This is a genomic window from Companilactobacillus bobalius (genome assembly GCF_002179915.1).
Taxonomy (GTDB): domain Bacteria; phylum Bacillota; class Bacilli; order Lactobacillales; family Lactobacillaceae; genus Companilactobacillus; species Companilactobacillus bobalius.
The window spans coordinates 114,719-139,309 of record NZ_MYFM01000002.1 but is presented as its reverse complement, the minus strand read 5'-3'; the positions used below and the strand labels follow the sequence as shown (position 1 = coordinate 139,309).

At 34.3% G+C, this 24,591-nt stretch carries 23 protein-coding genes; 9 read left to right on the top strand and 14 right to left on the bottom strand.

Translation table 11 applies throughout. From position 1 onward, the window contains the following. Nucleotides 1–99: 99 nt before the first annotated feature. Nucleotides 100–918: a MurR/RpiR family transcriptional regulator gene (locus LKACC16343_RS03680; RefSeq protein WP_056954284.1), complete on the top strand. Its 819-nt coding sequence runs from the start codon at nucleotides 100–102 to the stop codon at nucleotides 916–918. A gap of 25 nt (nucleotides 919–943) precedes the next feature. Here the strand turns inward: LKACC16343_RS03680 and LKACC16343_RS03675 are convergent, their stop codons facing one another. Continuing rightward, nucleotides 944–2,590, bottom strand: coding sequence for an aryl-sulfate sulfotransferase (locus LKACC16343_RS03675; protein WP_143444170.1), 1,647 nt, complete (start codon nucleotides 2,588–2,590; stop codon nucleotides 944–946). A gap of 99 nt (nucleotides 2,591–2,689) precedes the next feature. After that, the gene (locus LKACC16343_RS03670; protein WP_056954282.1) at nucleotides 2,690–3,178 is read right to left on the bottom strand and encodes an NUDIX hydrolase; all 489 of its coding nucleotides are present in this window, start codon (nucleotides 3,176–3,178) and stop codon (nucleotides 2,690–2,692) included. Between the two features lie 95 nt (nucleotides 3,179–3,273). Between LKACC16343_RS03670 and LKACC16343_RS03665 the strand changes: the two genes are divergently transcribed. From LKACC16343_RS03665 to LKACC16343_RS03655, 3 genes are all read left to right on the top strand, one after another. Next, on the top strand, nucleotides 3,274–3,651 hold the full coding sequence (locus LKACC16343_RS03665; RefSeq protein WP_056954280.1) for a hypothetical protein: 378 nt from the start codon (nucleotides 3,274–3,276) through the stop codon (nucleotides 3,649–3,651). A 130-nt stretch (nucleotides 3,652–3,781) separates the two neighbouring features. Next, nucleotides 3,782–4,216 carry a MarR family winged helix-turn-helix transcriptional regulator gene (locus tag LKACC16343_RS03660; protein WP_056954278.1) on the top strand — a complete coding sequence of 145 codons (435 nt, stop codon included), beginning with the start codon at nucleotides 3,782–3,784 and terminating at the stop codon, nucleotides 4,214–4,216. Nucleotides 4,217–4,225: 9 nt separating this feature from the next. Then, complete coding sequence (locus LKACC16343_RS03655; RefSeq protein ID WP_056954276.1) at nucleotides 4,226–4,663, top strand: GNAT family N-acetyltransferase; 438 nt, start codon at nucleotides 4,226–4,228, stop codon at nucleotides 4,661–4,663. A gap of 38 nt (nucleotides 4,664–4,701) precedes the next feature. On the opposite strand, the gene LKACC16343_RS03650 is transcribed toward LKACC16343_RS03655, so the two are convergent. Genes LKACC16343_RS03650 through LKACC16343_RS03640 form a run of 3 tightly spaced genes read right to left on the bottom strand, consistent with a single transcriptional unit; the run spans nucleotide 4,702 to nucleotide 7,963 of the window. Next, a complete protein-coding gene (locus LKACC16343_RS03650) occupies nucleotides 4,702–6,177 on the bottom strand; it encodes an FGGY-family carbohydrate kinase (protein ID WP_056954274.1) in 1,476 nt (491 codons plus the stop codon). A 17-nt stretch (nucleotides 6,178–6,194) separates the two neighbouring features. Further along, on the bottom strand, nucleotides 6,195–7,139 hold the full coding sequence (locus tag LKACC16343_RS03645) for a transketolase family protein (protein WP_056954272.1): 945 nt from the start codon (nucleotides 7,137–7,139) through the stop codon (nucleotides 6,195–6,197). Beyond that, nucleotides 7,139–7,963 carry a transketolase gene (locus LKACC16343_RS03640; RefSeq protein WP_056954269.1) on the bottom strand — a complete coding sequence of 275 codons (825 nt, stop codon included), beginning with the start codon at nucleotides 7,961–7,963 and terminating at the stop codon, nucleotides 7,139–7,141. The genes LKACC16343_RS03645 and LKACC16343_RS03640 overlap by 1 nt, the downstream gene beginning before the upstream one ends. Nucleotides 7,964–8,253: 290 nt before the next feature. Between LKACC16343_RS03640 and LKACC16343_RS03635 the strand changes: the two genes are divergently transcribed. Continuing rightward, nucleotides 8,254–9,684: an L-fucose/L-arabinose isomerase family protein gene (locus LKACC16343_RS03635; RefSeq protein ID WP_056954267.1), complete on the top strand. Its 1,431-nt coding sequence runs from the start codon at nucleotides 8,254–8,256 to the stop codon at nucleotides 9,682–9,684. A gap of 103 nt (nucleotides 9,685–9,787) precedes the next feature. Here the strand turns inward: LKACC16343_RS03635 and LKACC16343_RS03630 are convergent, their stop codons facing one another. Beyond that, entirely contained in the window at nucleotides 9,788–11,227 is a 1,440-nt protein-coding gene (locus LKACC16343_RS03630) for a glycoside hydrolase family 1 protein (RefSeq protein WP_056954265.1), read from the bottom strand. A gap of 163 nt (nucleotides 11,228–11,390) precedes the next feature. Here LKACC16343_RS03630 and LKACC16343_RS03625 point away from each other — a divergent pair, with 163 nt between their 5' ends. The 4 genes from LKACC16343_RS03625 to LKACC16343_RS03610 all read left to right on the top strand — a co-directional run bounded on the left by LKACC16343_RS03625 (nucleotide 11,391) and on the right by LKACC16343_RS03610 (nucleotide 16,376). Beyond that, nucleotides 11,391–12,404, top strand: coding sequence for a LacI family DNA-binding transcriptional regulator (locus tag LKACC16343_RS03625; RefSeq protein WP_056954263.1), 1,014 nt, complete (start codon nucleotides 11,391–11,393; stop codon nucleotides 12,402–12,404). A gap of 213 nt (nucleotides 12,405–12,617) precedes the next feature. Then, complete coding sequence (locus LKACC16343_RS03620) at nucleotides 12,618–13,826, top strand: MFS transporter (protein WP_082604589.1); 1,209 nt, start codon at nucleotides 12,618–12,620, stop codon at nucleotides 13,824–13,826. A 23-nt stretch (nucleotides 13,827–13,849) separates the two neighbouring features. After that, nucleotides 13,850–15,394: a DUF5060 domain-containing protein gene (locus LKACC16343_RS03615; protein WP_056954261.1), complete on the top strand. Its 1,545-nt coding sequence runs from the start codon at nucleotides 13,850–13,852 to the stop codon at nucleotides 15,392–15,394. Between the two features lie 58 nt (nucleotides 15,395–15,452). Further along, on the top strand, nucleotides 15,453–16,376 hold the full coding sequence (locus LKACC16343_RS03610) for an ROK family protein (protein ID WP_056954259.1): 924 nt from the start codon (nucleotides 15,453–15,455) through the stop codon (nucleotides 16,374–16,376). A gap of 30 nt (nucleotides 16,377–16,406) precedes the next feature. Here LKACC16343_RS03610 and LKACC16343_RS03605 read toward each other — a convergent pair whose 3' ends face one another. The 8 genes from LKACC16343_RS03605 to dltD all read right to left on the bottom strand — a co-directional run bounded on the left by LKACC16343_RS03605 (nucleotide 16,407) and on the right by dltD (nucleotide 24,590). Continuing rightward, nucleotides 16,407–17,192 (bottom strand): hypothetical protein, encoded by a 786-nt coding sequence (locus tag LKACC16343_RS03605; RefSeq protein ID WP_056954257.1) that lies wholly within the window; start codon nucleotides 17,190–17,192, stop codon nucleotides 16,407–16,409. 39 nt (nucleotides 17,193–17,231) lie between these two features. After that, a complete protein-coding gene (locus LKACC16343_RS03600) occupies nucleotides 17,232–18,359 on the bottom strand; it encodes an AI-2E family transporter (protein ID WP_056954255.1) in 1,128 nt (375 codons plus the stop codon). A 78-nt stretch (nucleotides 18,360–18,437) separates the two neighbouring features. Then, on the bottom strand, nucleotides 18,438–19,301 hold the full coding sequence (locus tag LKACC16343_RS03595; protein WP_082604588.1) for a helix-turn-helix domain-containing protein: 864 nt from the start codon (nucleotides 19,299–19,301) through the stop codon (nucleotides 18,438–18,440). Between the two features lie 220 nt (nucleotides 19,302–19,521). Next, entirely contained in the window at nucleotides 19,522–20,427 is a 906-nt protein-coding gene (locus tag LKACC16343_RS03590) for a glycine betaine ABC transporter substrate-binding protein (protein WP_056954253.1), read from the bottom strand. A gap of 10 nt (nucleotides 20,428–20,437) precedes the next feature. Then, a complete protein-coding gene (locus LKACC16343_RS03585) occupies nucleotides 20,438–21,301 on the bottom strand; it encodes an ABC transporter permease (protein WP_056954251.1) in 864 nt (287 codons plus the stop codon). Beyond that, complete coding sequence (locus tag LKACC16343_RS03580; protein ID WP_056954249.1) at nucleotides 21,294–22,505, bottom strand: quaternary amine ABC transporter ATP-binding protein; 1,212 nt, start codon at nucleotides 22,503–22,505, stop codon at nucleotides 21,294–21,296. Before LKACC16343_RS03580 ends, LKACC16343_RS03585 begins: the two co-directional genes overlap by 8 nt. A gap of 302 nt (nucleotides 22,506–22,807) precedes the next feature. Continuing rightward, nucleotides 22,808–23,221 (bottom strand): MerR family transcriptional regulator, encoded by a 414-nt coding sequence (locus LKACC16343_RS03575; RefSeq protein WP_056954667.1) that lies wholly within the window; start codon nucleotides 23,219–23,221, stop codon nucleotides 22,808–22,810. 106 nt (nucleotides 23,222–23,327) lie between these two features. Further along, a complete protein-coding gene (gene dltD, locus LKACC16343_RS03570) occupies nucleotides 23,328–24,590 on the bottom strand; it encodes a D-alanyl-lipoteichoic acid biosynthesis protein DltD (RefSeq protein WP_056954247.1) in 1,263 nt (420 codons plus the stop codon). Nucleotide 24,591 lies beyond the last annotated feature (1 nt).

Here is a 24,591-nt window from a genome sequence, read left to right as displayed (position 1 = left end):
CATTATTCACACTTTGTAAACCCTTTCTTTTTTAAGATTCTAAATAATCCTCAGAAAATGTATAATTATCAAGAGAAATACAATTGGAGAATTTTCAAAATGAATATTGATAATTTAATTAAAGACAAATACGAAACACTAACTAAATCAGAAAAGAAAATCGCCCAATATATTATGAATAACAAGAAATCTATTATTTATGGGACAATGGAAACAATTAAAAAAAACGTATCTGTGGGAGATGCCACAATAGTACGTTTTTCAAGAAAACTAGGTTTCTCCGGTTTTAACGATTTAAAGATTGATTTGGCTAAAACTGAATTGGAAGAAAATAATATTGATTCCAGTCATGATTATTACGACGACATAGCTGACCGTTTAATTTCAACAATCAAGGATACCGCATCCCTTATAAATCCCAGTGATTTAAACAAAGCAATACAGCTAATTACAAATTGCCACAAACTTTATATTTTTGGAGTTGGACATAGTGGTGAAATTGGAAAAGATTTTTCAAAGATGTTGTTAAGAATTGGATTAATTGTTCAGTCCGAAACAGATCCACACTTTCAATCACAAATGGCCGCTATGATGACGAATAACGATCTTGTTATTGGCATATCCTTATCCGGAGAAACTAAAGATACTTATGATTCACTCCAAATGGCTAAAAAAAGTGGTGCAAACATCATTTCTATTACTAACAACAACCTTTCTTCTATTGCACAAATCAGCGATATAACGCTACGTACTTCAATTGAAGAATTCCTCAATGGTGGCTCCTTAGCCGGTCAACTATCACAATTATATGTTTGTGAAGTTTTAATCCGTGGCTACGAAAGACAAAATGGAGTAGATGCCGTTTCCCTCCGTGAAAAAGCATTACGTTCAATTATGGATAAAAGATTAAATAACTAAAAAAGCCGACCAAATGGTCGACTTTTTATTTATTAACATCAAAAACATATCCCTGTGGATAGAATTCCAAACGATAAGCTCGATAAACATAAGCTTTTGAAGAAGCATTCTTAACTGTCACATTGAACACCTGATTACCACTTGAATCAACTTCAATTACATTACTTTCGGCACCATTATTTTTATAGCCAAAATCGATTAACGTATTTTCATTACTCTCACGTTCAGCGTAACCAATAATATTTGTAAAATTAGTTTTTCCCAGTGATTTTCCATATGCCCAGGTTTGATCTATTGTCATCTTCTTAGTATCAATGTGATATTGAACTGCCTGTGAATACTTACCGGACGTTTTCTTATTACCGCTAGTAACATCAACATTATTGTCATAAAGTAAAATATTCTCACCATTCTTATCTTTACTCAATTGATAAAGTCCATGTTGCCCACCAGTTATTGTTGTACCCTTAGTTGGCGTTAATAATTTACTGCGATACTTCTTAGGCCAGCTCTTCTTTGATTTTCCACTGTAAATCCAAATTATCTTATCAGTCTTATAATCCAGTTTCATAATCATATCCTGATTACGTCCCGAAATCATAATCGTATTATCTGACTTATCATAATCAACGGCATTTTGATGGAACCAATCGATTTTTCCATCTGATCCGGCTTTATAATTCTTGTACATTGAACTAGGTAAAATCTTCTTCAAATCTATCACTTTAACTATTTTCCCAGTTTTATGTGAAATTTGAACCATCACATCTTCTTTATACTTAGAACCGTCATTTACGGTCGCTAAAATATCTTTATTAGGTAACTCCAAAAGATCATGATGGATTACTGTTGTTTCGTCTTTAGCATTGCCACTGTCATTGGATTTGACCTTATTATTAAAACTATATTCACGGTAAACTCGGCCCAAAGCATCTGTCTCAATCAAGTCATTATAGACTGTTGAATCGACATTCTTCTTAGTTAAAATCAAAAAGTGCCCATCATCAGTTTGTTCAATTGTATGTTGTGAGTAATTAGTTGAATACCATCTAACTTCTCCATCTGCATCAATGGCGAATGGTTCTTTAGTTGTACGATTCATCAAAGTCAATTTATTGTCGCCAATATCCATTTTTGATTTATTATTTTTAGAAACTACAATCTTGGCATTCTTAATATACTTGGGTAATTCTTCAGTCTGTAAATGTAAAACCTTCTGTTCCGTACTGCCATCTTTATAAGTTATAGTTATTGTCACAGTATTATTATAATCAGCATATAAACCAGCTATCGGAACCTGATGAGTCTTTTGATAGCCTTTCACTTGGTTAGTAATACTTGTTTTATCAGTCTTTCCTGAAACGGTATAACTTATTTTGGCTGCTTTGTCAGTTTTGAAAATAACCAAAGCAGTCAACGGCGAATCCTTATAAGGGTTCACTTTCACATATGGATCACTCAACGTATACGATTTATTTTTAGTTGCGCTCTGATATTCCTTAGTTAATTTCTTCTGAGCATCCTCTCTCGTTGAAATCAGCTTAGAACCAATATTCTTTTTAATCTGTGCAGTCGATAAAACTTCTGAATCTTTAGAACTACTGGAACATCCCACTAATACTAGTAACATCAGTGGAATCAATCCTAATAAAAATAATTTCTTTCTCCTCATTTATAACTCCTCAAAAAAAAATCAATTTTCTCAACCTTTTTAGCGTATTAAAAAAATGTTGACATTCCGTCAACATTTTTTGAAGATTTTGTGAAAGCCTTATGACAGAACTTGCCAATGAGGATACTCGGTATCTTTAGTTTCAAATCTTTCTGTCAAAAGATACTCCTTTGCTTTAAGAACTAGAGGAGAACTATTACTAATACTCAATTTAGACAACGGTATCCAGACAGCACCCAATGAGTCTTGACCAATAAATTGCGTAACTGTAGCTTTTACTTCACCTTGATATTCTTCAATTAAATTAAAAACACAAATATGTTCATTCCACGTATATTTTTGATACTTCCAAGGAAATCTGAAACTAACTGTACCCAATTGATGTGAGTCTGTAACTCTTAATCCAGTTTCTTCAGCAATTTCTCTAATAGCGGTATTTTCTAAGGGTTCACCCTCATCCATACTTCCACCCGGCAGATCATAGCGATTAATATATGGACCACCATTTTTTTTAATCACCAACAATTTCTCTGATTCGTGGATAATCCCGTATGATCCGAATGCAAAATGAAAAGTTTTACTGCTCATTTGCCCAAACCTCCCCTATCATTGAATAGAAAGTATTATTATAATAGTCATAATAATATTAAATTAATTAAAATCTTATTCAAGGGGTAGATATTATGGCAGATATTTCATCAGACGACTATTTCAAAATTGTAAAAAAAGTATGGGCAGGCGGAAAATTCAAGGACATGGGTGTTACAACTGGTAAGAAGTACATTCAAATGTACAATGAATTCATGCAAAATGTCGGTAACGGTCAAACAACTGAAATTGAAGAAAAATTCCATCCCGATGACTGTGAACTAATCGCTTCTACAAATGTTGACGAAGGACAAATGGTTATCATGTGTTCACAAGAAAAAAATGGTAAAACTTATCTAGAAACATTTTCAGCCATCACCGATGTTGATTTTTCAAATATGACACCCGTTGAAAGTGATTTTTATCGTGAAATGATCCGTGCAGATACAGAAGGACGTATTAAAGAGATTTAGAGAATAAAACACACTATTTAATCCAGTAACAATGAAAAAAATAAGTTACTGGATATTTTTGTTTAAAGTAGTGGACTTTGTCCACTACTATGCTATACTATTCTCAATCCAAATCAGGAGGTTCCTTCACTTGTTAGATCAAAATGAGATCACATCAATCCGTAGTTTCAACCGTAACTACACTAAATTACTGGGTATTCTTAATAAAAAGGTTTTAGATACGCCCCTTAGTTGGACTGAAGGTCGTACCATTCTAGAGATCTATTTCAATCAAGACAAAACTCCAATTGAAGTTGCCAATCACTTGAATCTTGATAAAAGCTACACTAGCCGTATTCTTAAACGTTTTGAAAAAAACGAATTACTCTATAAATCACCTTCATCTACCGATCTTCGTTCCAAAAAGATTCATTTAACCACTAAAGGAACAAAACTCGCCCAACAATTAGATGAACGTTCGGATCAACAAATAAAAGATTTATTAATCAATTTATCCCCTCAACAGCAACAAGAATTCTATGAAGCTGTCAAAACAATAGACAAATTACTATTCAATAGAAAGTAGGCCTTTTCAATGTGGTATTCTAAAAGTTTTTCAGAATTGAGCACCAATGAACTTTTTGAAATTTTATATTTACGTACAAGAGTTTTCGTAGTTGATCAAAAGAGAGTTTATCAAGAAGTCGACGAACATGATCCCGAATCCATTCACGTATTTGATTTAGAAGATGGTCAAATTGTAGCTTATGCTAGAGTCTTTAATCAGAATGGAAAAGTTACTTTCGGCCGAGTCCTCACTAATCCAGACTATCGTGGTCAAGGATTGGGAAATGAACTGATGCAACATGTTTTTACTACAATTCAAAAGGACTTTCCAAAAAAAGAAGTCGAAATTGAAGCTCAAGTCCAAGTAGAAAAATTCTACCAAAAATTTCATTTCCAAACGCAAGGTGCACCTTTTTTGTTCAACCATACACCTCATTTAAAAATGACCCATGAAATAATTGATTAAAAAAATTCACTCATCAATTTGAGTGAATTTTTTTTCGTTTAAACGTTTATTAATGAGACAGCTTTTTTCCATCCCTGAACTTTTTCATTGCATTCATTGACCGCCATTTTTGGTTCAAAACAACGATACTCAATAGCCTCCTGTAAAACATTTTCATCATAAAGATCCAATTGTAGGCCCGCTAAGAAGACTGCCCCTAAAACACTTAACTCTTCTACATTAGGAATCTTTAATACCGACTGTAACAGGTCACATTGAAATTGCATCAAATAATTATTAGAGGTGGCTCCACCATCGACTTTCAAAATATTGATTTGACCACCAGTATCTTTTTTCATTAATTGCAAAATATCATTAATTTGATAAGCAATGCTTTCCAACCCTGCTTTAACAACTTCATTCTTACGTGTCTTACGAGTCATACCAACAATGGTTCCTGTAGCATCATCATTCCAGTAAGGTGCACCTAATCCAGTAAATGCTGGTACCAAATAAGTCTTGTCACTCTTATTAGCATGGTAGGCCATCTCTTCAGTTTCAGCACTATGCTCAATCAACCCTAAATCATCCTTCAGCCATTTGATAACTGCTCCAGAATAGTTAACATTTCCTTCCAACACATAATTCGATTGACCATTGATTTTCCAAGCAACAGATGTGATCAAGCCGTTTGACGACATAACTGGTTTAGAACCAATATTCATCATAATTGACGAACCCGTTCCGTATGTGGATTTAACATCTCCGAATTTAGTGCATCTTTGACCAAACAAAGCCGCTTGGGAATCACCTAATACTCCATAAATTGGGATTTGATGATTCAAGATTCCTTCAAAATCGGTCATTCCAAATTTATCATTTGAATCAACAATTTTGGCTAAATATGATCTCTTTAAATCAAAAATTCTTAATAGATCATCATCCCAATCACCACTCTTTAAATTCATAAGTTGTGTTCTGGAGGCATTAGAAGGTTCAGTCTTAAAACTTTGGCCCCTAGTTAATTGATAAATTAACCAACTATCAACCGTTCCCAGACACAAGTCACCCTTTTGAGCAGCTTCTTGAACTTCTGGAATATTCTCCAGTAGCCAAGTAAATTTAGATGCCGTGAAATATGGTGATAAAGGCATACCTGTCTTTTGATAAATAGATTGTCCGACACCAGTTTTTTCAATTCTTTCACAGACATCTTTAGCACGTGAACATTGCCAAACAACTGATTCTGATAGAGGCTTTCGCGTAGATTTTGACCACGCTGTAGCCGTTTCTCTTTGATTTGTGATTCCCAAACCGACAATCTTTGCTGAATCAACTTGAGGATCATCCAAAATTTTTCTTACTAAAAATAAAATATTTTGATAAATCTCACGTAAATCGTGGCTGACCCAACCTTGTTTATTAATAATCTGGCGATGATTTCGTGTTACTTTTCTTAAAATCTGACCATCTTTATCGACCAAAACCACTTTGGTACCTTGCGTGCTCTGATCAATTCCCAACAAATATTTCATAATAATTTCTCCTCAAATTAAGAAATTGATTTTTCAACATTTTGGGCAATTCCGGCACCATCCAGACCATAGTAACCAAAGACTTCATCTTGAGTACCAGCAATTGCAGGTGCATCTGGGAATCCTAAAATATGAAGTTTAGCACTGCCTGATGTAGCAACTACTTCAGCCACTGCTGAACCAATACCGTTGTAAATACTGTGTTCTTCGATTGTATAAATATCGGAGAACTCATTACTGATCTTACTTAATAGTTCTGTATCTAATGGTTTCAAGCTGACTAAATCAATGACTGTAGCTTTAATACCTTCTTTTTCAAGTAAATCAGCGGCCTTCAAAGCTTCAGGAACTGTTTCTCCCATAGCTACTAAAGCAACATCCTTACCATTTCTCAAAACGTTTGCTTTACCTGGCTTTACAAAGGCTTCTTCAGGATTACTGTAACAATTGCTCAAAGCCTTCTTACCAATTCTGATATAAGCAGGTTTATCTGATTTAACTAAATACTTAAACAAACCAATTGTTTGATATTGATCACAAGGCATATAAACTTCCAAATTTGGAATAGCTCTTGTGATTGCCAAATCTTGCAAAGAATGGTGAGTGCTTCCCAAGACACTATAAGAATTACCACCACTGATACCTAGCAATTTAACATTAGTATTAGAGTAGGAAACATCCACTTTGACTTGTTCGATACTTCTCATTGTTAAAAAGGCGGCTGGTGATACTGCAAATGGACGCTTACCACTGTGAGCTAATCCAGCACTAATTGTGACAAGATCTTGTTCAGCAATACCAACTTCTACAATTTGTTTAGGTAATTCTTTTGCAAAAGGAACTAAAGAACCTGAACCTCTAGAATCGCTGGTTAGAACAACAATATCAGAATCATTCTTTCCGGCGTCTACTAATTGTTCACAAATTACTTCTCCAACTTTACGAGCTTTTTCTTCTGACATTATTTTCTTTCCTCCAATTCCTTATCAAATACATCTAAGGCTTCTTTATATTGTTCTTCAGTTGGTACTTTATGATGCCATTCTGCCTTGTTCTCAGCAAATGAAACGCCACAGCCTTTAACCGTGTCAGCCAAAATCAAAGTAGGTTTATTTTGAACTGATTTCATGTCAAAAGCATCAACTAATTGAGACATATCATTACCATCAATTTCAATAACGTTCCAACCAAAAGCTTCATATTTGGCTTTCAAAGGTTCGCTGTTCATAACATCTTTTGTCTTACCAGTAATCTGAAGGCCATTATGATCAATGATAGCTGTTAAATTATCAAGCTTGAAATTTCCGGCTGCCATTGCTGCTTCCCAAACGGAACCTTCTGCTTGTTCACCATCTCCCATTAAAACGTAGGTATGATAATCTTTATCATCCATCTTGGCTGCTTTAGCAATTCCGACACTTAAGGCTAAGCCATGTCCAAGTGAACCAGTATTCATTTCAATTCCCTTAATGTGATTATTAGGGTGACCAATATATGGTGATTTAAATTGTGAATATGTTAGAAGATCATCTTTAGGAAAATATCCACGATCAGCTAAGACATTCAAAAGAATTTCTACCGCATGACCTTTCGATTGAACGTAACGATCACGATTCTCACTCTTAAATGTTTCTGGAGTTTGATTTAGTACCTTATAGTAGAGGGCAACTAAAATATCAGTACATGAAAGATCTGAACCGGTATGTCCAGTCTTGGCACGATAAATCATTTCCCATGTTGCTTTTCTCATTTCAATAGCCTTTTTCTCTAATTGTTCAACATCCATAGTAATTTCTCCTTACAATCAATTTCAGCAACCGCTTTCAAAATTTATACTAAACTGTTTACCTAAATTTTTCAATAGTTTAGTTAGAATAAATCACAATCAAGCAACAACTATTTTTATTTTATATAGTCAATAGTGCTGTTACATCAACAATAAGCAGTAACAAGCACATTTATGTTTAGTGATTAGTTTTAATAAACTATTGAATATTAGTTAAATCAGTTTTATAGTTTAGTCATGGAAACGCTTTCTAAATAATTATTTTATTAAACTAAGGGAGTAATTAATTTATGAGTGTAGATAAAATCAAATTAGGTTTCGCACCTACTAGAAGAAATATCTTCTCAGCTGACGCCGCTATTGAGTTCGCTAATTACACACGTAAGAGGTTAGACGATATGGATGTCGACTACGTTGATATTAAAGATGTTAATGATGATGGTCTGCTTTATGATGATGAAGGCATGAACAAGATTGCTAAGAAATTCCAAGATGCTAAAATTGACGGTTTATTCTTAGCTAATGAAAACTTCGGTACTGAATATGAATGTGCCCGTTTGGCAAAGAAATTGAACGTTCCTGTTCTACTTTGGGGACCAAAAGATGAAGCACCTGCAGCAGATGGTTCACGTTTAAGAGATACTCAATGTGGTCTATTTGCTATTGGAAAAGTTTTACGTCGTTTCCAAATTCCATTCACTTATGTCAAAAACTGTGATCTTGACGACCCTGCTTTTGAACAAGGCATTAATGACTTCATCAAAGTATGTAATGTTGTTAAAACTTTCAAGAATACTCGTATCCTACAAATCGGACCTCGTCCTTTCGACTTTTGGAGCACAATGGTTAATGAAGGTGAATTGTTAGAGAAGTTCAACATCTCACTCTCACCTATTCCAATTACAGAATTGGTAGAAAAGATTCATGAATTGATCGACAAAAAGGATCCTGAAATTGCAGAAACTGAAAAGGCCTTGAATTCTATCGCTGATATTCAAATTTCTGATAAAGATTTGCAAATGGTTGCTGCGCTTAAAGTTGCCATCAAGAGATTGGCTAAAACCTATGGATGTAACTCTGCCGCAATCCAATGTTGGACTGCTCTTCAAGACGAAATCGGTATTCTTCCATATGCTTCTGAATCATTACTTCAAGATGAAGGTTTGCCTGTAACTTGTGAAACTGATATTCATGGCGTTATTTCTGAACTATTGGTTGAAGCCGCAACTATGGGTGATCATCGAGCTATCTTTGCTGATGTTAACTGTCGTCATCCAGAAAATCCTAATGGTGAATTACTACAACACTTGGGTGTCTTCCCATATTCAACCGCCAAAAACAAGCCTATTTTGCCAAAGTCACACTTTGTTTTTGACTACCCAGGGTCAGTAGGATTCCAAGCCCAAGATGGTAACTATACTCTTTGCCGTTTCGATGGCGATAATGGTAAGTACTCAATGTTAATGGGTAATGCTAAAACTTGTGAAGGACCATATGAACAAGGGACTTATATCTGGTTACAATTTGCTAACCTCAACCGTTTCGAAACTAAACTAGTTTATGGACCTTATATCCACCACATGGCTGCTGTTCGTGACGACGTTGTGCCTGTTCTCTACGAAGCCTGTAAGTATTTAGGCGTTACACCTGATTTCTATGATCCTATTGAAGATGATGTTAAAGCTTATCTTCGTGGTGACACCTCTTCAATTATTAAATAATTCAGTACGCAAAAAGGTGATGTATTCTATTAAAAATACATCACCTTTTTATTTTGAAAAAAAGACCAAACCATTTCTGATTTGATCTTTTCAAATAAATTAATTACAATTCTTGACCATTTGATTCAATAACTTTTTGATACCAGTAGAATGACTTCTTCTTGTATCTGTCCATATTTCCATTACCATCATCATCTAAGTCAACATAGATAAAACCATAACGTTTGGACATTTCACCTGTAGAAGCACTGACCAAATCAATACAGCCCCATGGAGTGTAACCCATCAAATCGACACCATCGTCAATTGCACCGGCCATTGCTTGAATATGTTGTTTCAAGTAATCGATACGGTAATCATCTTCAATGTTGTGGTTTGCATCTGGTTTATCGATAGCACCCAAACCATTTTCAACGATGAACAATGGTTTTTGATAACGATCGTACAATTGGTTCAAAGCAATTCTCAAACCAGTTGGATCAATTTGCCAGCCCCAATCACTTGCCTTAAGGAATGGATTCTTAACACCACCTAGCAAGTTTCCACTAACTTTGTCGTTATCCTTCTTAGTAGTTTCAACTGCTGAAGACATATAGTAACTGAAACCAATATAATCAACAGGATACTTTTTGATCAATTCCAATTCTTCATCAGTTCTGTCTAAATCAGAAAGTTTCAAACCATATTCAGCCAACAATCTCTTTGTATAGCTTGGATATTGACCACGAACTTGAACATCGCCGCAGAAGAAGTTGAAATCTTGATTTTGTTGCAAGGTAGCCAATTGGTTAACTGGATTGGCATCATAACTATAAGTTGTAGCGTAAAGAATCATACAACCAATCTGTAAATTTGGATCCAATTCATGACCAATTTTAACAGCCTTAGAACTAGAAACAAATTGATTATGCCATGCTTGGAAGACATTTTTCTTGTCGTTAGCACCGTTGGAAGGAACCAAACCTTGACCCATAACTGGGAAGTGAGCAGCACTGTTGATTTCGTTGAAAGTCATCCAGTACTTAACTTTCTTGTAGTAACGTGTCAAAACAACTTTGGCAAATCTTTCGAAGAATGAAATTAACTTCTTATTTTTCCAGCCACCATAATTTTTGGCCAAATTTAATGGCAACTCATAATGAGAAATAGTAATCACTGGTTCAATATTGTACTTCAAACATTCATCGATTACTTGATCATAAAATTCCAATCCCTTTTCATTTGGTTCTGTTTCATCACCATTTGGAAAAATTCTTGACCAAGCAATAGAGAAACGATAGCACTTAAAGCCCATTTCTGAGAATAATTTGATATCTTCTTTGAAACGATGATAGTAATCGATACCGACATGATTAGGATATTTATATTTACTTTCATCAATCGTCCAATCAAAGTCAGGATTTTGAACAATTTGGAATCTCTCTTTGCCACCGGGTAATGCGTCAGCAATAGATAGACCACGTCCATCTTCCTTATAGCCACCCTCTAATTGGTTAGCAGCTGTAGCGCCACCCCACAAGAAATTCTTTGGAAATTCTGTCATTAGATTCACCTCAAAATAAATTATTTAATTAAATGATACCGCATATTAATCAGCATTGTAAACGTTTTACTAAACAAATTACATTATTTTACATAAAAAATACAATAAATTTTGCAATACTGATTTTAATTTAGTATTATTTTATGTGATAGGAGGTCATCTCATGACAGTAAAAATGGATGACATAGCACGTCTCGCCAATGTTTCTAAATCGGCCGTATCCTTAGCCCTTAATGGTAAAGACGGTGTGAGTCAAGAAACTAGAGATAAAATTTTTGATGTAGTAAATAAATATGGATATAAGCCACTCCGGAAAAACAAAAAAAATACTGATAAAGTTCTTACTAGTGTTAACTTCTTAGTTGTTAAAACAGCTGGTTTAGTTAGTGGAAACTATCGTTCTCTTCCCTTCTTTGATAGCTTAATTTCTTCATTATCGGAAAAAGTCAGCGAAACTGGTGGTAGTTTGAAGATAATTACTACTGATAGTGAATCACTTCCTCAAACTTTGGATGAGATCAGAAAAGATCAGAACGATGGTACGATTGTTTTAGGTACTGATTTGAATGCAACCCAAGCAGAATTAATTAATAACAAATTAGACAGTGTGATATTTGTTGATACATATTTCGACAATATAACGGCTGATTTTGTAACGATGGATAATTATCAAGGAGCTATGCTAGCGGGCAATTATATCTTAAACAAAGGCTATAAAGATATTGGTTATTTTGCCTCTGATAAAATCATTTCTAACTTTATTGAACGAAGACGTGGTTTTCGTGATGCTCTTAAACTAGCTAATATAAAAATCAATAATGATCATTTTTATTCAGTTTCTCCTACAGAAGTTAATCCAAAGGGATTGGATATCGAAAATATAACCAAGAAGGAATTGCCCGAAGTAATTTTTTGTGAAGATGATTATATCGCAATTAGATTAATAAAGGCTGCCCAACAAAAGAATATCAAAATTCCTAAACAATTAGCCGTTATTGGTTTTGATGATATTTATGAAAGTTCTCTAATAAGTCCTGAATTGACCACCATTCACGTACCTGTTGATCAAATGGCTGAACAAGCACTATTTCAACTGCAAAAGCGCTTATTTACTCCAAATTGGTCACCACAAAAAACACTCATCTCAACTAAATTAATTAAACGTAATTCTATTTAAGTCGAAACAAAAAAGTTTCGGCTTTTTTTATTGTCTAAAAATTCGATTGAATCAACGTTTTTATAAAATAGTTAATTTATTTTAGTACTATTTTAGTAAAATACTCTTGATGTTTAATAATCTATGTGGTAATTTAGAGCTGTTAAAAGAAAGCGGATACATTCCGTGAACTTATGCATAAGTTAATTTTATTTGTTAGGAGAATTAATAATAATGTCAGATACGAAAAAAGTTAATAAAACGTTTTTAAAAATTGCTATTCTAGCAATTTCCGTCATGTTACAAGCAGCCAGTGCAATATCAGTTGCTGTAACAGGAATGATCAAATCATTTCCAGATCAAAGTGCAACTTCAATTCAATCACTAGTAACTATTCCCTCTTTTTCTATCATGCTATTTATTCTTTGTGGTAATTGGATAATTAAAGCTATTGGTAAACGTAATACCGTTATTCTAGGATTATTTGTTGCAATGATCGGTGGTGTAGGTCCTGCATTTGTAACAAACATTACAATGATTAAGGTTTTACGTTTCTTATTCGGTGCTGGTACTGGTATCTATACTTCCTTAGCTGTCAGTTTAATTGGTGATTACTTTACCGGTGATGAACAACGTAACCTTCTTGGCATTCAATCCGCAGTTTCTGCTCTAGGTTCAAGTTTATCCACATTCTTAGCGGGTATTCTTGTAGGGATTAATTGGCAAAGTACCTATCTAGTTTACTTAATTCTTTTACCAGTTCTTATCGTATTCATGATTGGTTTTCCAAAGAAAGATTCTACAGATTCTCAAAAGACCGTTACTGTAGAAAATGAATCCTCCGGTAAACAATCTAAAAAGCTTCCTATTTTCGTTATTATTGGTATTTTAGTTTTATTCGTTTATTTCAATGCCGTAATGGCAATGTACACAAACTCCGGCTTGGCTTTGCAACAAATGCAAGTTAAGAATCAAGGTATGCTGGGCACCGCATTAGCATTTGCTGGAATTATTGGTAGTTTAATTACCATGCTTTATGGACCCATTTTTAAGGCCTTGAAGCACTTTACACCTATTATTGCTTGTGGAATTGGCGCTGTTGGTTTCTTTGGAATGGCACATTCATCAAATATGATTTTATTTACTATTTCAATGATTTTAGTAAGTTCTACAACAATTTTGATTCCTTATGTTTATGGAACTGTTATGGACAGTGTTCCTGAAGCATCGAAGAATTTTGCAATTTCAGTTGCCATGATTTTTAACAATTTAGGTGCTTACTTCTCACCATACTCACTTTCATTTATTGGAAAAGCATCAGGTATGACAGATCCAACTTCATCATTTGTTATCTGTGCTGTAGTGATGATTGTACTTGCTGTAGTATTCGTATTTATGCAATTAAATAGAAATAAGAATGTAAATACTTCAATGGCTAAATAACAATATTAGAAAGGAATTTTAAAATGGATAAATGTGAAAAATGGGGTTCATATGAACTCACTCTAAATGGACCATCTGATGGTAATCCATTTATTGACAATAATTTATTTGCTACTTTTACTCATGATAATTTTTCAATTAAAATCCGCGGATTTTACGATGGAAACGGAATATATAAAGTCAGATATATGCCTGAATTAATTGGAACATGGAAAGTCACAACTGAATCTAACGTAGAAGTATTATCAAATAAAACAACTGAATTTGAATGTACATCTCCTTCTGAAGATAATCATGGACCTGTTCGCGTAAGTGGTAAAACTCACTTTGCCTACGCTGATGGTACTTCTTATATGCCTTTTGGAACTACCGCTTATGCTTGGGTATTTCAAAGTAACGAACGTCAAAAGCAAACTCTAAAGACACTATCTGAAAATAAATTTAATAAACTACGTATGTTGACTTTCCCTAAGAACTATAATTACAACACCATAGAACCAGATATCTATCCATATGAGGGAGCCCCAAAAAAAGTATCAGATACTTTCGATTTTAATAGCTGGAGTCTAAAACCAGAGGATATTGGTTTTGACTTTTCTAAAATCAATCCTACCTACTTCCAACATTTGGAAAATAGAATTAAGGATTTAGATAATCTTGGTGTTGAAGCTGATTTAATTCTATTTCATCCTTATGACCACTGGGGATTTGCTCGTATGGGGGAAAAGTACGATAAATTATATCTTAAATATATTATTGCTAGATTAGCCAGTTATAAAAATATTTGGTGGTCACTAGCAAATGAATATGATTTGTTAGCAATGGCCGGTCAAAAACCACTCGAAGCTTGGGATAAATTAGGAGAACTAGTTAAAGAAGAAGATCCTAGTGAACATCTAATATCGATACATAATTGGTATGATCCGCCTACAAATAAAGGCACTAGAAAAAACTGGTTTGATTATACAAAACCATGGATAACACATCTAAGCGTCCAAACTGATGAACTATTCTTTGTACCTCAGTGGTTAGAAAAGTATCAAAAACCAGTAGTCGTAGATGAATGTCGGTATGAAGGGAACATTGAGTTGGGCTGGGGTGACAATACTGCCCATGGTATGATGGATTGCTTCTACAGAACAGTTTTACGCGGAGGTTACGCCACACATGGTGAAACCTATATTGACAAACCAAATACTAAACGTTCAATTTGGTGGGCACATGGTGGGATTCTATATGGTCAAAGTCAAAAGAGAATCAACTTCTTTAAGGATCTACTAGACAATAACGGTTTCAACTATGTAAAACCAATGGCAACTGAAGGTCCACACTGGGAATTGGCTGTTGGACAGTCACCTGATGATAGTAAAATCATTGCCTATTTCGGAGCTAACCAACCTGAATTTGAACAATTTGATTTTCTACCAAAGGATAAAAAATATTCTGCCAAACTAATTGATACTTGGAATATGACAACAAAGGATTTGAATATTGAAATTAACAATACAGATATGTTCCAGCTTCCACGTTCCGAATATCAAGCATTACTTTTAACTGAAAAGAAATAAAATAAACGCTTGGCTTAATCCCATGGCCAAGCGTTTAATATTTAAAGGGAGAAAAATCATGAGTAACTATCTAAGTATCGACATCGGCGGTACCAATTTAAAATATGGTATATTAAATAATTCAGGTAACCTGATTAGCCATGATAAGCTGCAAACACCTGCAAAAAACATTATAGAATTCACTAATGCCATCTTTAGCATAATTGATAAGTACCAATCAAGTATTAAAGGAATTGCCATTTCGGTTCCTGGAAAAATAGATGATACTGGGACTATCCATCATGGCGGTTCTCTTCCTTTCTTAGATAAAGTAAATCTGAAAAAGATAATTGAAGACAAATACAGAATTTATACAAGTATCGAAAACGATGGTAAATCCGCCGCTTTAGCAGAGCTCTGGCTAGGTAATTTAAATAATATCGACAATTCGGCTGCTATTGTTCTAGGTACAGGGGTCGGAGGTGGTATCGTTATTAATGGTCAATTATTATATGGTGAACACTTTCAGGCCGGTGAATTTAGTTTCATGTTAAATAACTTTACTAAAGATGATTTTCTAAAAGCTGCTGTAGGAGCCAATACTTCTGCTGTCGGTATGATTAAAAAAATCGGTTCATTAAAAAAGCTAAGCAACATAAGTGATGGAATTGAAGTATTCAATTTTATCAATAAAAAGGACCCCGAGGCCTTTCCAATATTTAAAGAATTCTGTAGTTATGTTGCAAAGTTAATCCTTAATATTCAATCAGTAGTCGATTTAAAAAGATTCGTTATCGGTGGTGGTATAAGTGCACAACCAATTGTCACTGACACAATTAATGAAGAATATGATAAAATATTGAACTCAACGCCAATAATTAAAGATTCGTTAACTCGACCTGAAATTTTAAACGCCAAATTTCAAAATAACGCAAATTTATATGGAGCACTTTATGGTTTACTTATTAAAGTAGACGATAAAAAAGATTACATTGCTCAATAAAAAAGAGACTCCCAACCGGAAGTCTCTTTTTTATATAAATCCCAATATTTTAATTACCACCATAGCCAAAACAATACTAATAATGGCATGAAACATAAACAGAATTGAAAATGCTACAAAATAAATTGCCCCAGTCATAACAACTGTTCTCAAATTAAGCAAATAAAGTATTGATCCCAAAACCAACAGAACTACGACCCATGGCAAAATTCCTTTATTGACGGTAATAAAATCATTCTTACTCAAATCATATCCAGTACTAGCTATCATGATAGTCAACAATACATACACTAGAATCATCCACCACGAAGCATTAGCAAAGCTAGATTTCATATTATCCAAAACAGAATCAAAGATCACGCTAATTGAAACACTCTTGTTAACATTCAAGCTCTGAATCAATGTACTAAAGCTGAATTGAGCTTTCAACAGAAATCTTTGCAATAAATACAATGCCAACGAGCACATGTAATAAGGCGCCAGACCAATGAAGAAGTTCCCCAACATCTGATAAACATTGCGATCATTCCACTTATGATCCACAGACCCTAATGAGCCCGATTGACGATAATTCAAATTTAACAATTGAACGTTAGTTACTTTATGTCCAAACAAATAGGCAAAAATAGCATGTCCTAACTCATGAATAATAACGCCCACTCCACCAACGATTAGCTGACTATTGTTTCCCAAATTATTAACTAAAATAATTTTTGACAGATGTCCCAGCCAAGAAGTCACCAGTGATGTTAAGTAAGGAATTAAAGTAAAAATAGCTACGAAAATTAACACGAAATCAAAATAATTATTCCACAAAACTAATCTCTCCTTAGTGCAATTTTGTAAATTATATAACTATTTTACTTTTTCTATTCCATTTAGCCTGCGATTTGTATCATTCTTAAGTAATTGATAAATAGTTGCGGCTACAGGCACTCCTAACAGCATCCCCACAATACCGCCGAGTCCGCCACCAACAGTAATTGAAGCTAGAACCCAGATTCCTGGTAAGCCAATTGAAGTTCCGACAACTCGTGGATAAATAACGTTACTTTCAAACTGTTGTAGAACCAATAGGAAAATAATGAAGAAAACTGCTTCTATCGGTGATTTAACGGCAATCAATAAGAATCCGACAATCCCTCCTAACCAAGCTCCTAAAATAGGAATCAGGGCTGTAATACTAACAAATGCACCAACTGATAGTGCATATGGGAATCTGAATATCAGCATTCCTAATGAACACAAACTTCCCAAGATGATAGCTTCCGTAACTTGTCCGGCAATGAAATGACTAAACATATCATCCGCAATATCAACTACATACTTAACCTTTTTAATATGTTCTTTCTTCATATAAGCTTGGGCCATCTTCTTAACCTGGCAACCCAACTTTTCCTTAGTTGCCAAAATATAGATAGCAAATGTTAAAGCTAGAATGAAATTAATAAAACCTTTAGTAATACCCGTTACAATCTTGAAAGTTGAACCAAAGATTCCTCCCATTCCACTCGTTAAATACTTCATCACTTTACTCTGTACCGATGACCAATCAATATTCATTGACTCCAGTTGATTGGAAACAACCGAATTATGATTTATCTTTTCTAGCAACGCTGACAATCCTTCAACAAATGAAGGAATATTTTTAAAGAAATCGGCCAAAGCATTGAAGAACTGGGGTAAAACCAATCTAAATACTCCCACCATCACCAAAGTGACAATGACCAAAGTAGTTAAAATAACTAATGCTCGACGACTCTTCTGTAAAATTTTAATTTTAGTATTAGGAAAGAAATATTTTTCCAACTTAACACATAAAATATTTAAGACGTATGCCAATACAGCGCCCAAAATAAGTGGCATCGCAACGCCCAAAACATTCAGAAAAATATTATAGATCTGCACTGGATATATGAGGATAAACAATACTAAAATCGCAATTATTCCATATTGGATCAACTTTTTTCGACTTAGATTCATAGACTACTCCCTAATTTACTTGTCTAACCAATATATCATAAAAGAGGATGCCATAAATACCATGACATCCTCTTTCTGTTAAAGATTATTTGCTTTAACCCATCTTTTAATAACTTCGATCTCTTTTTTGTTACCATTAAACTCTGAAAAAACCAGTGCTTTATCAATGTATCCTTGCACTTTTTCATTGTTTCCATTAACTCGATTTTCATTCATTGCTAGCTGAGCATAAATTCGAGCAATGTAATACGTAACGTGATTCTCGGCACAGACCTTAACGCCATAATTCAATAACGCATTAGCCGTTTCTAAATCCTGCTTCTCTGAATAGTAAATCGCACAATAGAAAATGATATTGATATAACGCCAAATCTTACTTACATCATCAATCGACATTGTATAAATGTTATTGAATACCTTGCTGAAGTAGTATTCACTCTTCGTATCATCGCCCTGCTTGGCATAAACCATACCCATACCTACGAATGATAGAAAAGTGAAAATTGTTTCCCCACGGGTATCTAATTCCGATAAAATACGATTGAAATCAAAAACTGCATCAAATAAATCTCCATCGTCCAAAACATTCAAGTAGCCTCTTAAATAATAATATTGCATCAAAAGATTCTTATCATTATTCAAACTATCTGAATCAATCTTATTAATGATTGTCCAAGCATCATCATATTCTTGAATAATTAAATTGAATTCTGCTTGACTCATTTCCTTAGCAACCTTCTTACTGCTGCTATCATTTACACCAATAATACTATCTAAGGATAGACCGAGACGATTACATAATTTAATTAAAATTTTCAATGATGGAATTTTACCGTTATTCTCAAACTTGCTTAATGTAGCTTGAGTACAGATACCATTGCTCAATTCCTTTTGTGAGAGTCCTAATTCTTTTCTTTTATCAATAAACGCCTGTATATCCACGCCATCGCCCCTGTATAATAAATTTATATATAATTAATATAATTATATACCCATAATTAAAACGTGTCATTGGTATAAAGTTGTCATATTGTCTAGTCCACTTAGTGAAATATTATTTTATATAATTAATACCGTAGTAAACAAGAAATTTTATTCCATTTATATATTTAAAATCTATTTAAAGCAAAAAAAAATTGGAATCTCTTCCAATTTCAGTGAATTATTTATTTTTTAGATCATCAATGGAATTAATATTAGTCATATATTTTGGAACGGCTAATCCAACTTTGGCACCTTCTAAGTTAGCACCGAGGTCTTCAAACTTACCTTTGTAATCAGAATAGAACTTAGCTGATGTCTTAGGTAACCAAGCACTGACAGTTGCGTCAGCAGCTTTGGTAGAGATTGAAGCCCAAACTGGTTGCATCTCCATAGCCTGAATAGTTACTTTATAACCTTGATCTCGTAATACTTGAGCAATCACATTAGTTGAAGCAATTTCTGAATCCCATGCAACATAAGTGATCTTCAAGGATTGACCATGAACCTTCTTAACACCCTTAGTCCATTTTTGAACTAATTTCGGATTCTTCTTGATCCATTGTTTGGCAGCTTTATCTGGATCCATACCACCATTAACCTTCAACATAACACTCGACATCTGCTTAGGTGTCCAATGGAAACGATCCAAAATAGTATATGCTTCGGGTTTATCCTTTTTCAAACCTTTACGAACGATAGTGTTGATATGTTCTGCTTTACCATAAACGTTTTTAGGATCTTTTAAGAATTTCAGTTTATACTTTGTAAACATCCAATGTGGTTGCCAACCAGTAATCACAATTGGTTGTTTATTTTTATATGATTTATCCAAAGTACTTGTCATGGCCGAAGTTGAACTAGGTTGTAATTGCCAGTTGTTCTTCTCTAGACCATAATCCTTCAAAGCTGTTTGGGTAGAGGCCATTACACCAGCACCAGCATCAATACCTGTGATTGTGTAATTAATTTGTGGGCCCAACTTTTCCTTACTTTTGTACGGAGCTGTTTGGGAACTACATGCGGAAATAATTGGGATGATTAATATTGCTAATAAGAAAAGTTTAATAAACTTTTGTTTTTTCAAAAAATCCCTCCTATTTCTTTCTGCGTGTTCTTGTTAATGATTGTGTCAATCTATCTAGAATAATAGCTAAGATAACAATAGCTAAACCGGCTGAGAAACCATTACCAGCATCATTTCTACCAACGGCGAAGTAAACTTTAGTACCAAGTCCCATCGCACCGATCATAGAAGCAATAACAACCATTGATAGTGAAAGCATCATACTTTGGTTAACACCGGCCATTAAACTAGTTTTGGCAATTGGTAATTCAACTTTAAATAATTTTTGCCATTCAGTTGAACCAAATGAATCAGCGGCTTCGATCAATTCATCAGGAACCTCACGAATACCCATATTTGTCATACGAACTGTTGGTGGCATAGCGAAAATAACTGAAGCTACGATACCAGGAACCATACCGATACCAAACAAGGCAACCGCTGGAATCAAGTAAACAAAGGCTGGCATTGTTTGCATGAAATCAAGAATTGGTTTCAAAATAACTTCGGCAGTGTGACTCTTTGCCATTAAAATTCCTAATGGAATACCAATAACTAAGGCAATCAAACTTGAAGTTAATACTAAGGTCAAAGTTTGTGTCATATCACGCCAGTAATTCAAGTTCCAGATCAACAAGAGACCCAAGAATTCGAAAATCAATAGACCCCAATTTTGTTGATCCCGATTAACGTAATATGTTAGAGCAATAACTAAAACAATAAAGAGCCAAATGGGAATAATATCGAATACCCATTGAAAGGCATTATTGATTGAACCAATAAAGTTAGTGATGGCATTGAAAAATCCGGTAAACTGTACTAACCAATCAACAAAACCATCGATCCAATGTGCTAATGGAACTTCTGGAATACTACCTAATAAAAGACTATTCAAAATCACTCACCTCATTTCCGGCCAAGGCACCTAGAACGGCACCACGAACGATAATTCCTTTCAATTGCTTCTTATCATTGATAACAGCAAATGGAATACCTGTTTGAGAAATATCATCCATTAAATCAGAAATTGGTGTATCTTCTGTGGTTGTTGGAACTTTAGTTTGAATAATAGGTGTAATATCCCCTTTCTTCTCACGAACTAACTTGATAACATCGTTGGCATCAACTACTCCGAGTAGTTTACGTTCAGCGTTGACAATATAAGCTGTTGAAACTTCGTTAGCCTTCATCATCTTCAAGGTCAAACGAGGACCAGCTTTTTCAATGTTGACTGTCATTGGACGAATCATTACGTTACCAGCAGTCAAGACTTTACTTCTATCGACATTCTCAATAAATTCTTCAACATATTCATCAGCAGGATGTGTCAAGATATCTTCTGGCGTACCAGTTTGAATAACTCGAGCATCTTTCATGATCATAATACGATCACCGATCTTCAAGGCTTCGTTCAAATCATGACTAATAAAGATAATTGTCTTATGCAATCGCTCTTGGATATCCAAAAGTTGATCTTGCATATCAGTTCTATTCAATGGATCAAGAGCTGAGAAAGCCTCATCCATTAATAGGATCTCTGGATCATTGGCTAACGCACGGGCTAAACCAACACGTTGTTGCATACCACCTGATAATTGATCAGGATACTCATCATTGTAACCAGTGATACCAACGGTTTCCAAAGCTTCCTTAGCTTTTTGTTCACGTGTATCTTTATCTACACCTTGAATCTCCAAGCCGTATTCAGCATTTTCCAAAATAGTTCGATTAGGTAATAATCCAAAACTTTGGAAAACCATACTCATTTTCTTACGACGAACCTCACGAAGTTCTTTTTTATCCATCTTCATTAAGTTCTCGCCATCAATCAATATTTCCCCTTCTGTAGGGTCGATAAGACGATTGATCATTCTTACCAATGTTGACTTACCACTACCAGATAGACCCATGATAACGAAAATTTCGCCATCATAAATTTTAAAGTTTGCTCGGTCTACACCAAGTGTGGCACCTGTTTCCTTGAGAATTTCCGATTTATCTTTTCCCTGTCTGCTCAACTCTTTGGCCTTATTGATATGCTTACCAAAGATCTTAGTTAAGTCTTTGACTTCTACTTTTGTACTCTTATTAGTACTCATTAAATCCCCCATTCTTGGAATTGAAATAAACATACTTTCCTATGCTCATTAATTAGAAATAAAAAAGCTATTATTAAATTTATAAATAACAGCGACCTTTATAACCCTAACAAATATTTTGAGCTTGTGCAAATATTTGAACCCTTTGTAAGCAGTTTAAACACGTAAAAAGTCCCAAATTTCGGCATTTTCAAGCACCATTCAATCTCACTTATAGTATAGACTTAAGAGCTTTCACAAACTCGTCTGAAATATTTTTTTGAAAATATTACTAATTTTTTAAAAAAAATAGACCCATTTTACTAGGGCCTATCTAAATGCATTTCATTTTTAACGTATTTTTCTGTACCATCGACTTTAGCTTGTCCATAATATTTACATTTAAAATCAATTGTATTAAGTGTATTTTGCATAGCTTCCATTTGCTTCATTACTGATACACGTAACTCTTGAAACATTTGATAACGTTTTTCTAAACTGGCATCCCCTTCAAGGGTCCATTGCATAAACTGTTTAATATCACGAATAGGCATTCCGGCATTCTTTAAACACTCAATCATTTGTAAAGAACCGATATTATCATCCGTAAAACGTCTCACACCAGCTTCATTTTTATTAAGATTAGGAATTAATCCTTCCTTATCATAATAACGAATTGTTGGTAAACTCAATCCAAATTTTTCCGCTACTTCTCCAATTGAATAAGTAGTCATCATCTCTTGCATAAAAAGCCTCCATATGCTTTAACCTAAAGTTAAGTTTAGGCACTTGAGCTTTATAATAACATCAAAATAAAAAAGATGCAGAATTCTGCATCTTTTTTTATTTTGTAACATTCTTAGTTTGTGCCCATTCGTTAGATAAGAAGTAATCATCCATCTTATACTGTGTATTTTCAGGATTTGCTTTCTTATCCTTATAATAATACTTCAAATGGTGATCTAGCATTAACCAGCCACGCCAGCCCATATGGATAGTATCTTCAGCAATATAGTTGGAATTCTTAACATTAGAAAGATCTACTATATTGTTAAAGCCTTGAGTTCTCAATTGATACTTGATCTTCTTATCAAAGTTAGTGATTGAACTCTTTGGCATTCCAGTATATTTAACCCAATGTGGATTAATAGGTTGAATTACAAACATCACTTCTACTTTATTTCTAGCAAACATGTAAAGTAATGCTTGGAAATCATTATATTCTGGTGAACTAGTATATTTAACGTGACGGTGAGTATTTTTATAGGTTCTAATTCTCTTTCTCAATTGACGCTTATAGAAAGAGTCACCAATTTGCATATCATTATCACGTGAATTATGCTTGGCCATCTTAGTAGCTAGTTTATTTAAATCTTTATAATTGTAACTATCGGGTAGCTTGCTTGCAGCATCATCAATCATCTTTTCATGATCATTCATTGATAATGATCCAAAGAGATTATCTTGACTTTGCAAGCTTGAACGTACAAATGTCTCAATATAGAAACGTTGGAAACTAGTAATCTGTTTACCTTCAGAAATACGTTCTAGAGCATCATCTTCGATGGGGCCTTTGCTGACTCCCAAATCAAGAATCCTTCCAGCAACATATTTATTCATTGCTTTATCACCAGTATTAGATTTCAAAATGAAACCTGTCAATTGCAATGGTGATAGGAAATATTTGAAAGCATCAGCTTGAACACCGGATTTACTAAACCATTGTGGAGAAATAATGAATACAGCTTTATTTCCCTTAAGGTTAGACATCCCACCAACATTCATTGCTTGTGTCAATGAAGCAGTACCAGGATTACCTTGTAAAAATGGTTTATTCTTCCAATGATATTTTTGTGCCATGGAAGATGGATGGAACGGATCCATTCTAGAAAGTTCTGATGAACCAATAATAGGAATATAGTTTTCCTTTTCAGCAGCATTCTTCACACTTTCACCCTTCAAAACTCGGATGTCCAATGAAGTAGCAGCCTGTCTAACTTTTTGCGGTGTAACCGTCTTAAAGTTGATTGGCGCCCAGAGTAGAATTAATAAAGCAGCAATGGCAACTATAACAGGTCCAAAAATCATCCATAACTTTTTTTTCATA

Excerpts from the sequence above, each read along its gene's own strand:
- LKACC16343_RS03680 (WP_056954284.1), top strand. The coding sequence starts at position 100 with ATGAATATTGATAATTTAATTAAAGACAAATACGAAACACTAACTAAA.
- LKACC16343_RS03675 (WP_143444170.1), bottom strand. The coding sequence starts at position 2,590 with ATGAGGAGAAAGAAATTATTTTTATTAGGATTGATTCCACTGATGTTA.
- LKACC16343_RS03670 (WP_056954282.1), bottom strand. The coding sequence starts at position 3,178 with ATGAGCAGTAAAACTTTTCATTTTGCATTCGGATCATACGGGATTATC.
- LKACC16343_RS03665 (WP_056954280.1), top strand. The coding sequence starts at position 3,274 with ATGGCAGATATTTCATCAGACGACTATTTCAAAATTGTAAAAAAAGTA.
- LKACC16343_RS03655 (WP_056954276.1), top strand. The coding sequence starts at position 4,226 with ATGTGGTATTCTAAAAGTTTTTCAGAATTGAGCACCAATGAACTTTTT.
- LKACC16343_RS03650 (WP_056954274.1), bottom strand. The coding sequence starts at position 6,177 with ATGAAATATTTGTTGGGAATTGATCAGAGCACGCAAGGTACCAAAGTG.
- LKACC16343_RS03645 (WP_056954272.1), bottom strand. The coding sequence starts at position 7,139 with ATGTCAGAAGAAAAAGCTCGTAAAGTTGGAGAAGTAATTTGTGAACAA.
- LKACC16343_RS03640 (WP_056954269.1), bottom strand. The coding sequence starts at position 7,963 with ATGGATGTTGAACAATTAGAGAAAAAGGCTATTGAAATGAGAAAAGCA.
- LKACC16343_RS03635 (WP_056954267.1), top strand. The coding sequence starts at position 8,254 with ATGAGTGTAGATAAAATCAAATTAGGTTTCGCACCTACTAGAAGAAAT.
- LKACC16343_RS03630 (WP_056954265.1), bottom strand. The coding sequence starts at position 11,227 with ATGACAGAATTTCCAAAGAATTTCTTGTGGGGTGGCGCTACAGCTGCT.
- LKACC16343_RS03625 (WP_056954263.1), top strand. The coding sequence starts at position 11,391 with ATGACAGTAAAAATGGATGACATAGCACGTCTCGCCAATGTTTCTAAA.
- LKACC16343_RS03620 (WP_082604589.1), top strand. The coding sequence starts at position 12,618 with ATGTCAGATACGAAAAAAGTTAATAAAACGTTTTTAAAAATTGCTATT.
- LKACC16343_RS03615 (WP_056954261.1), top strand. The coding sequence starts at position 13,850 with ATGGATAAATGTGAAAAATGGGGTTCATATGAACTCACTCTAAATGGA.
- LKACC16343_RS03610 (WP_056954259.1), top strand. The coding sequence starts at position 15,453 with ATGAGTAACTATCTAAGTATCGACATCGGCGGTACCAATTTAAAATAT.
- LKACC16343_RS03600 (WP_056954255.1), bottom strand. The coding sequence starts at position 18,359 with ATGAATCTAAGTCGAAAAAAGTTGATCCAATATGGAATAATTGCGATT.
- LKACC16343_RS03580 (WP_056954249.1), bottom strand. The coding sequence starts at position 22,505 with ATGAGTACTAATAAGAGTACAAAAGTAGAAGTCAAAGACTTAACTAAG.
- LKACC16343_RS03575 (WP_056954667.1), bottom strand. The coding sequence starts at position 23,221 with ATGATGACTACTTATTCAATTGGAGAAGTAGCGGAAAAATTTGGATTG.
- dltD (WP_056954247.1), bottom strand. The coding sequence starts at position 24,590 with ATGAAAAAAAAGTTATGGATGATTTTTGGACCTGTTATAGTTGCCATT.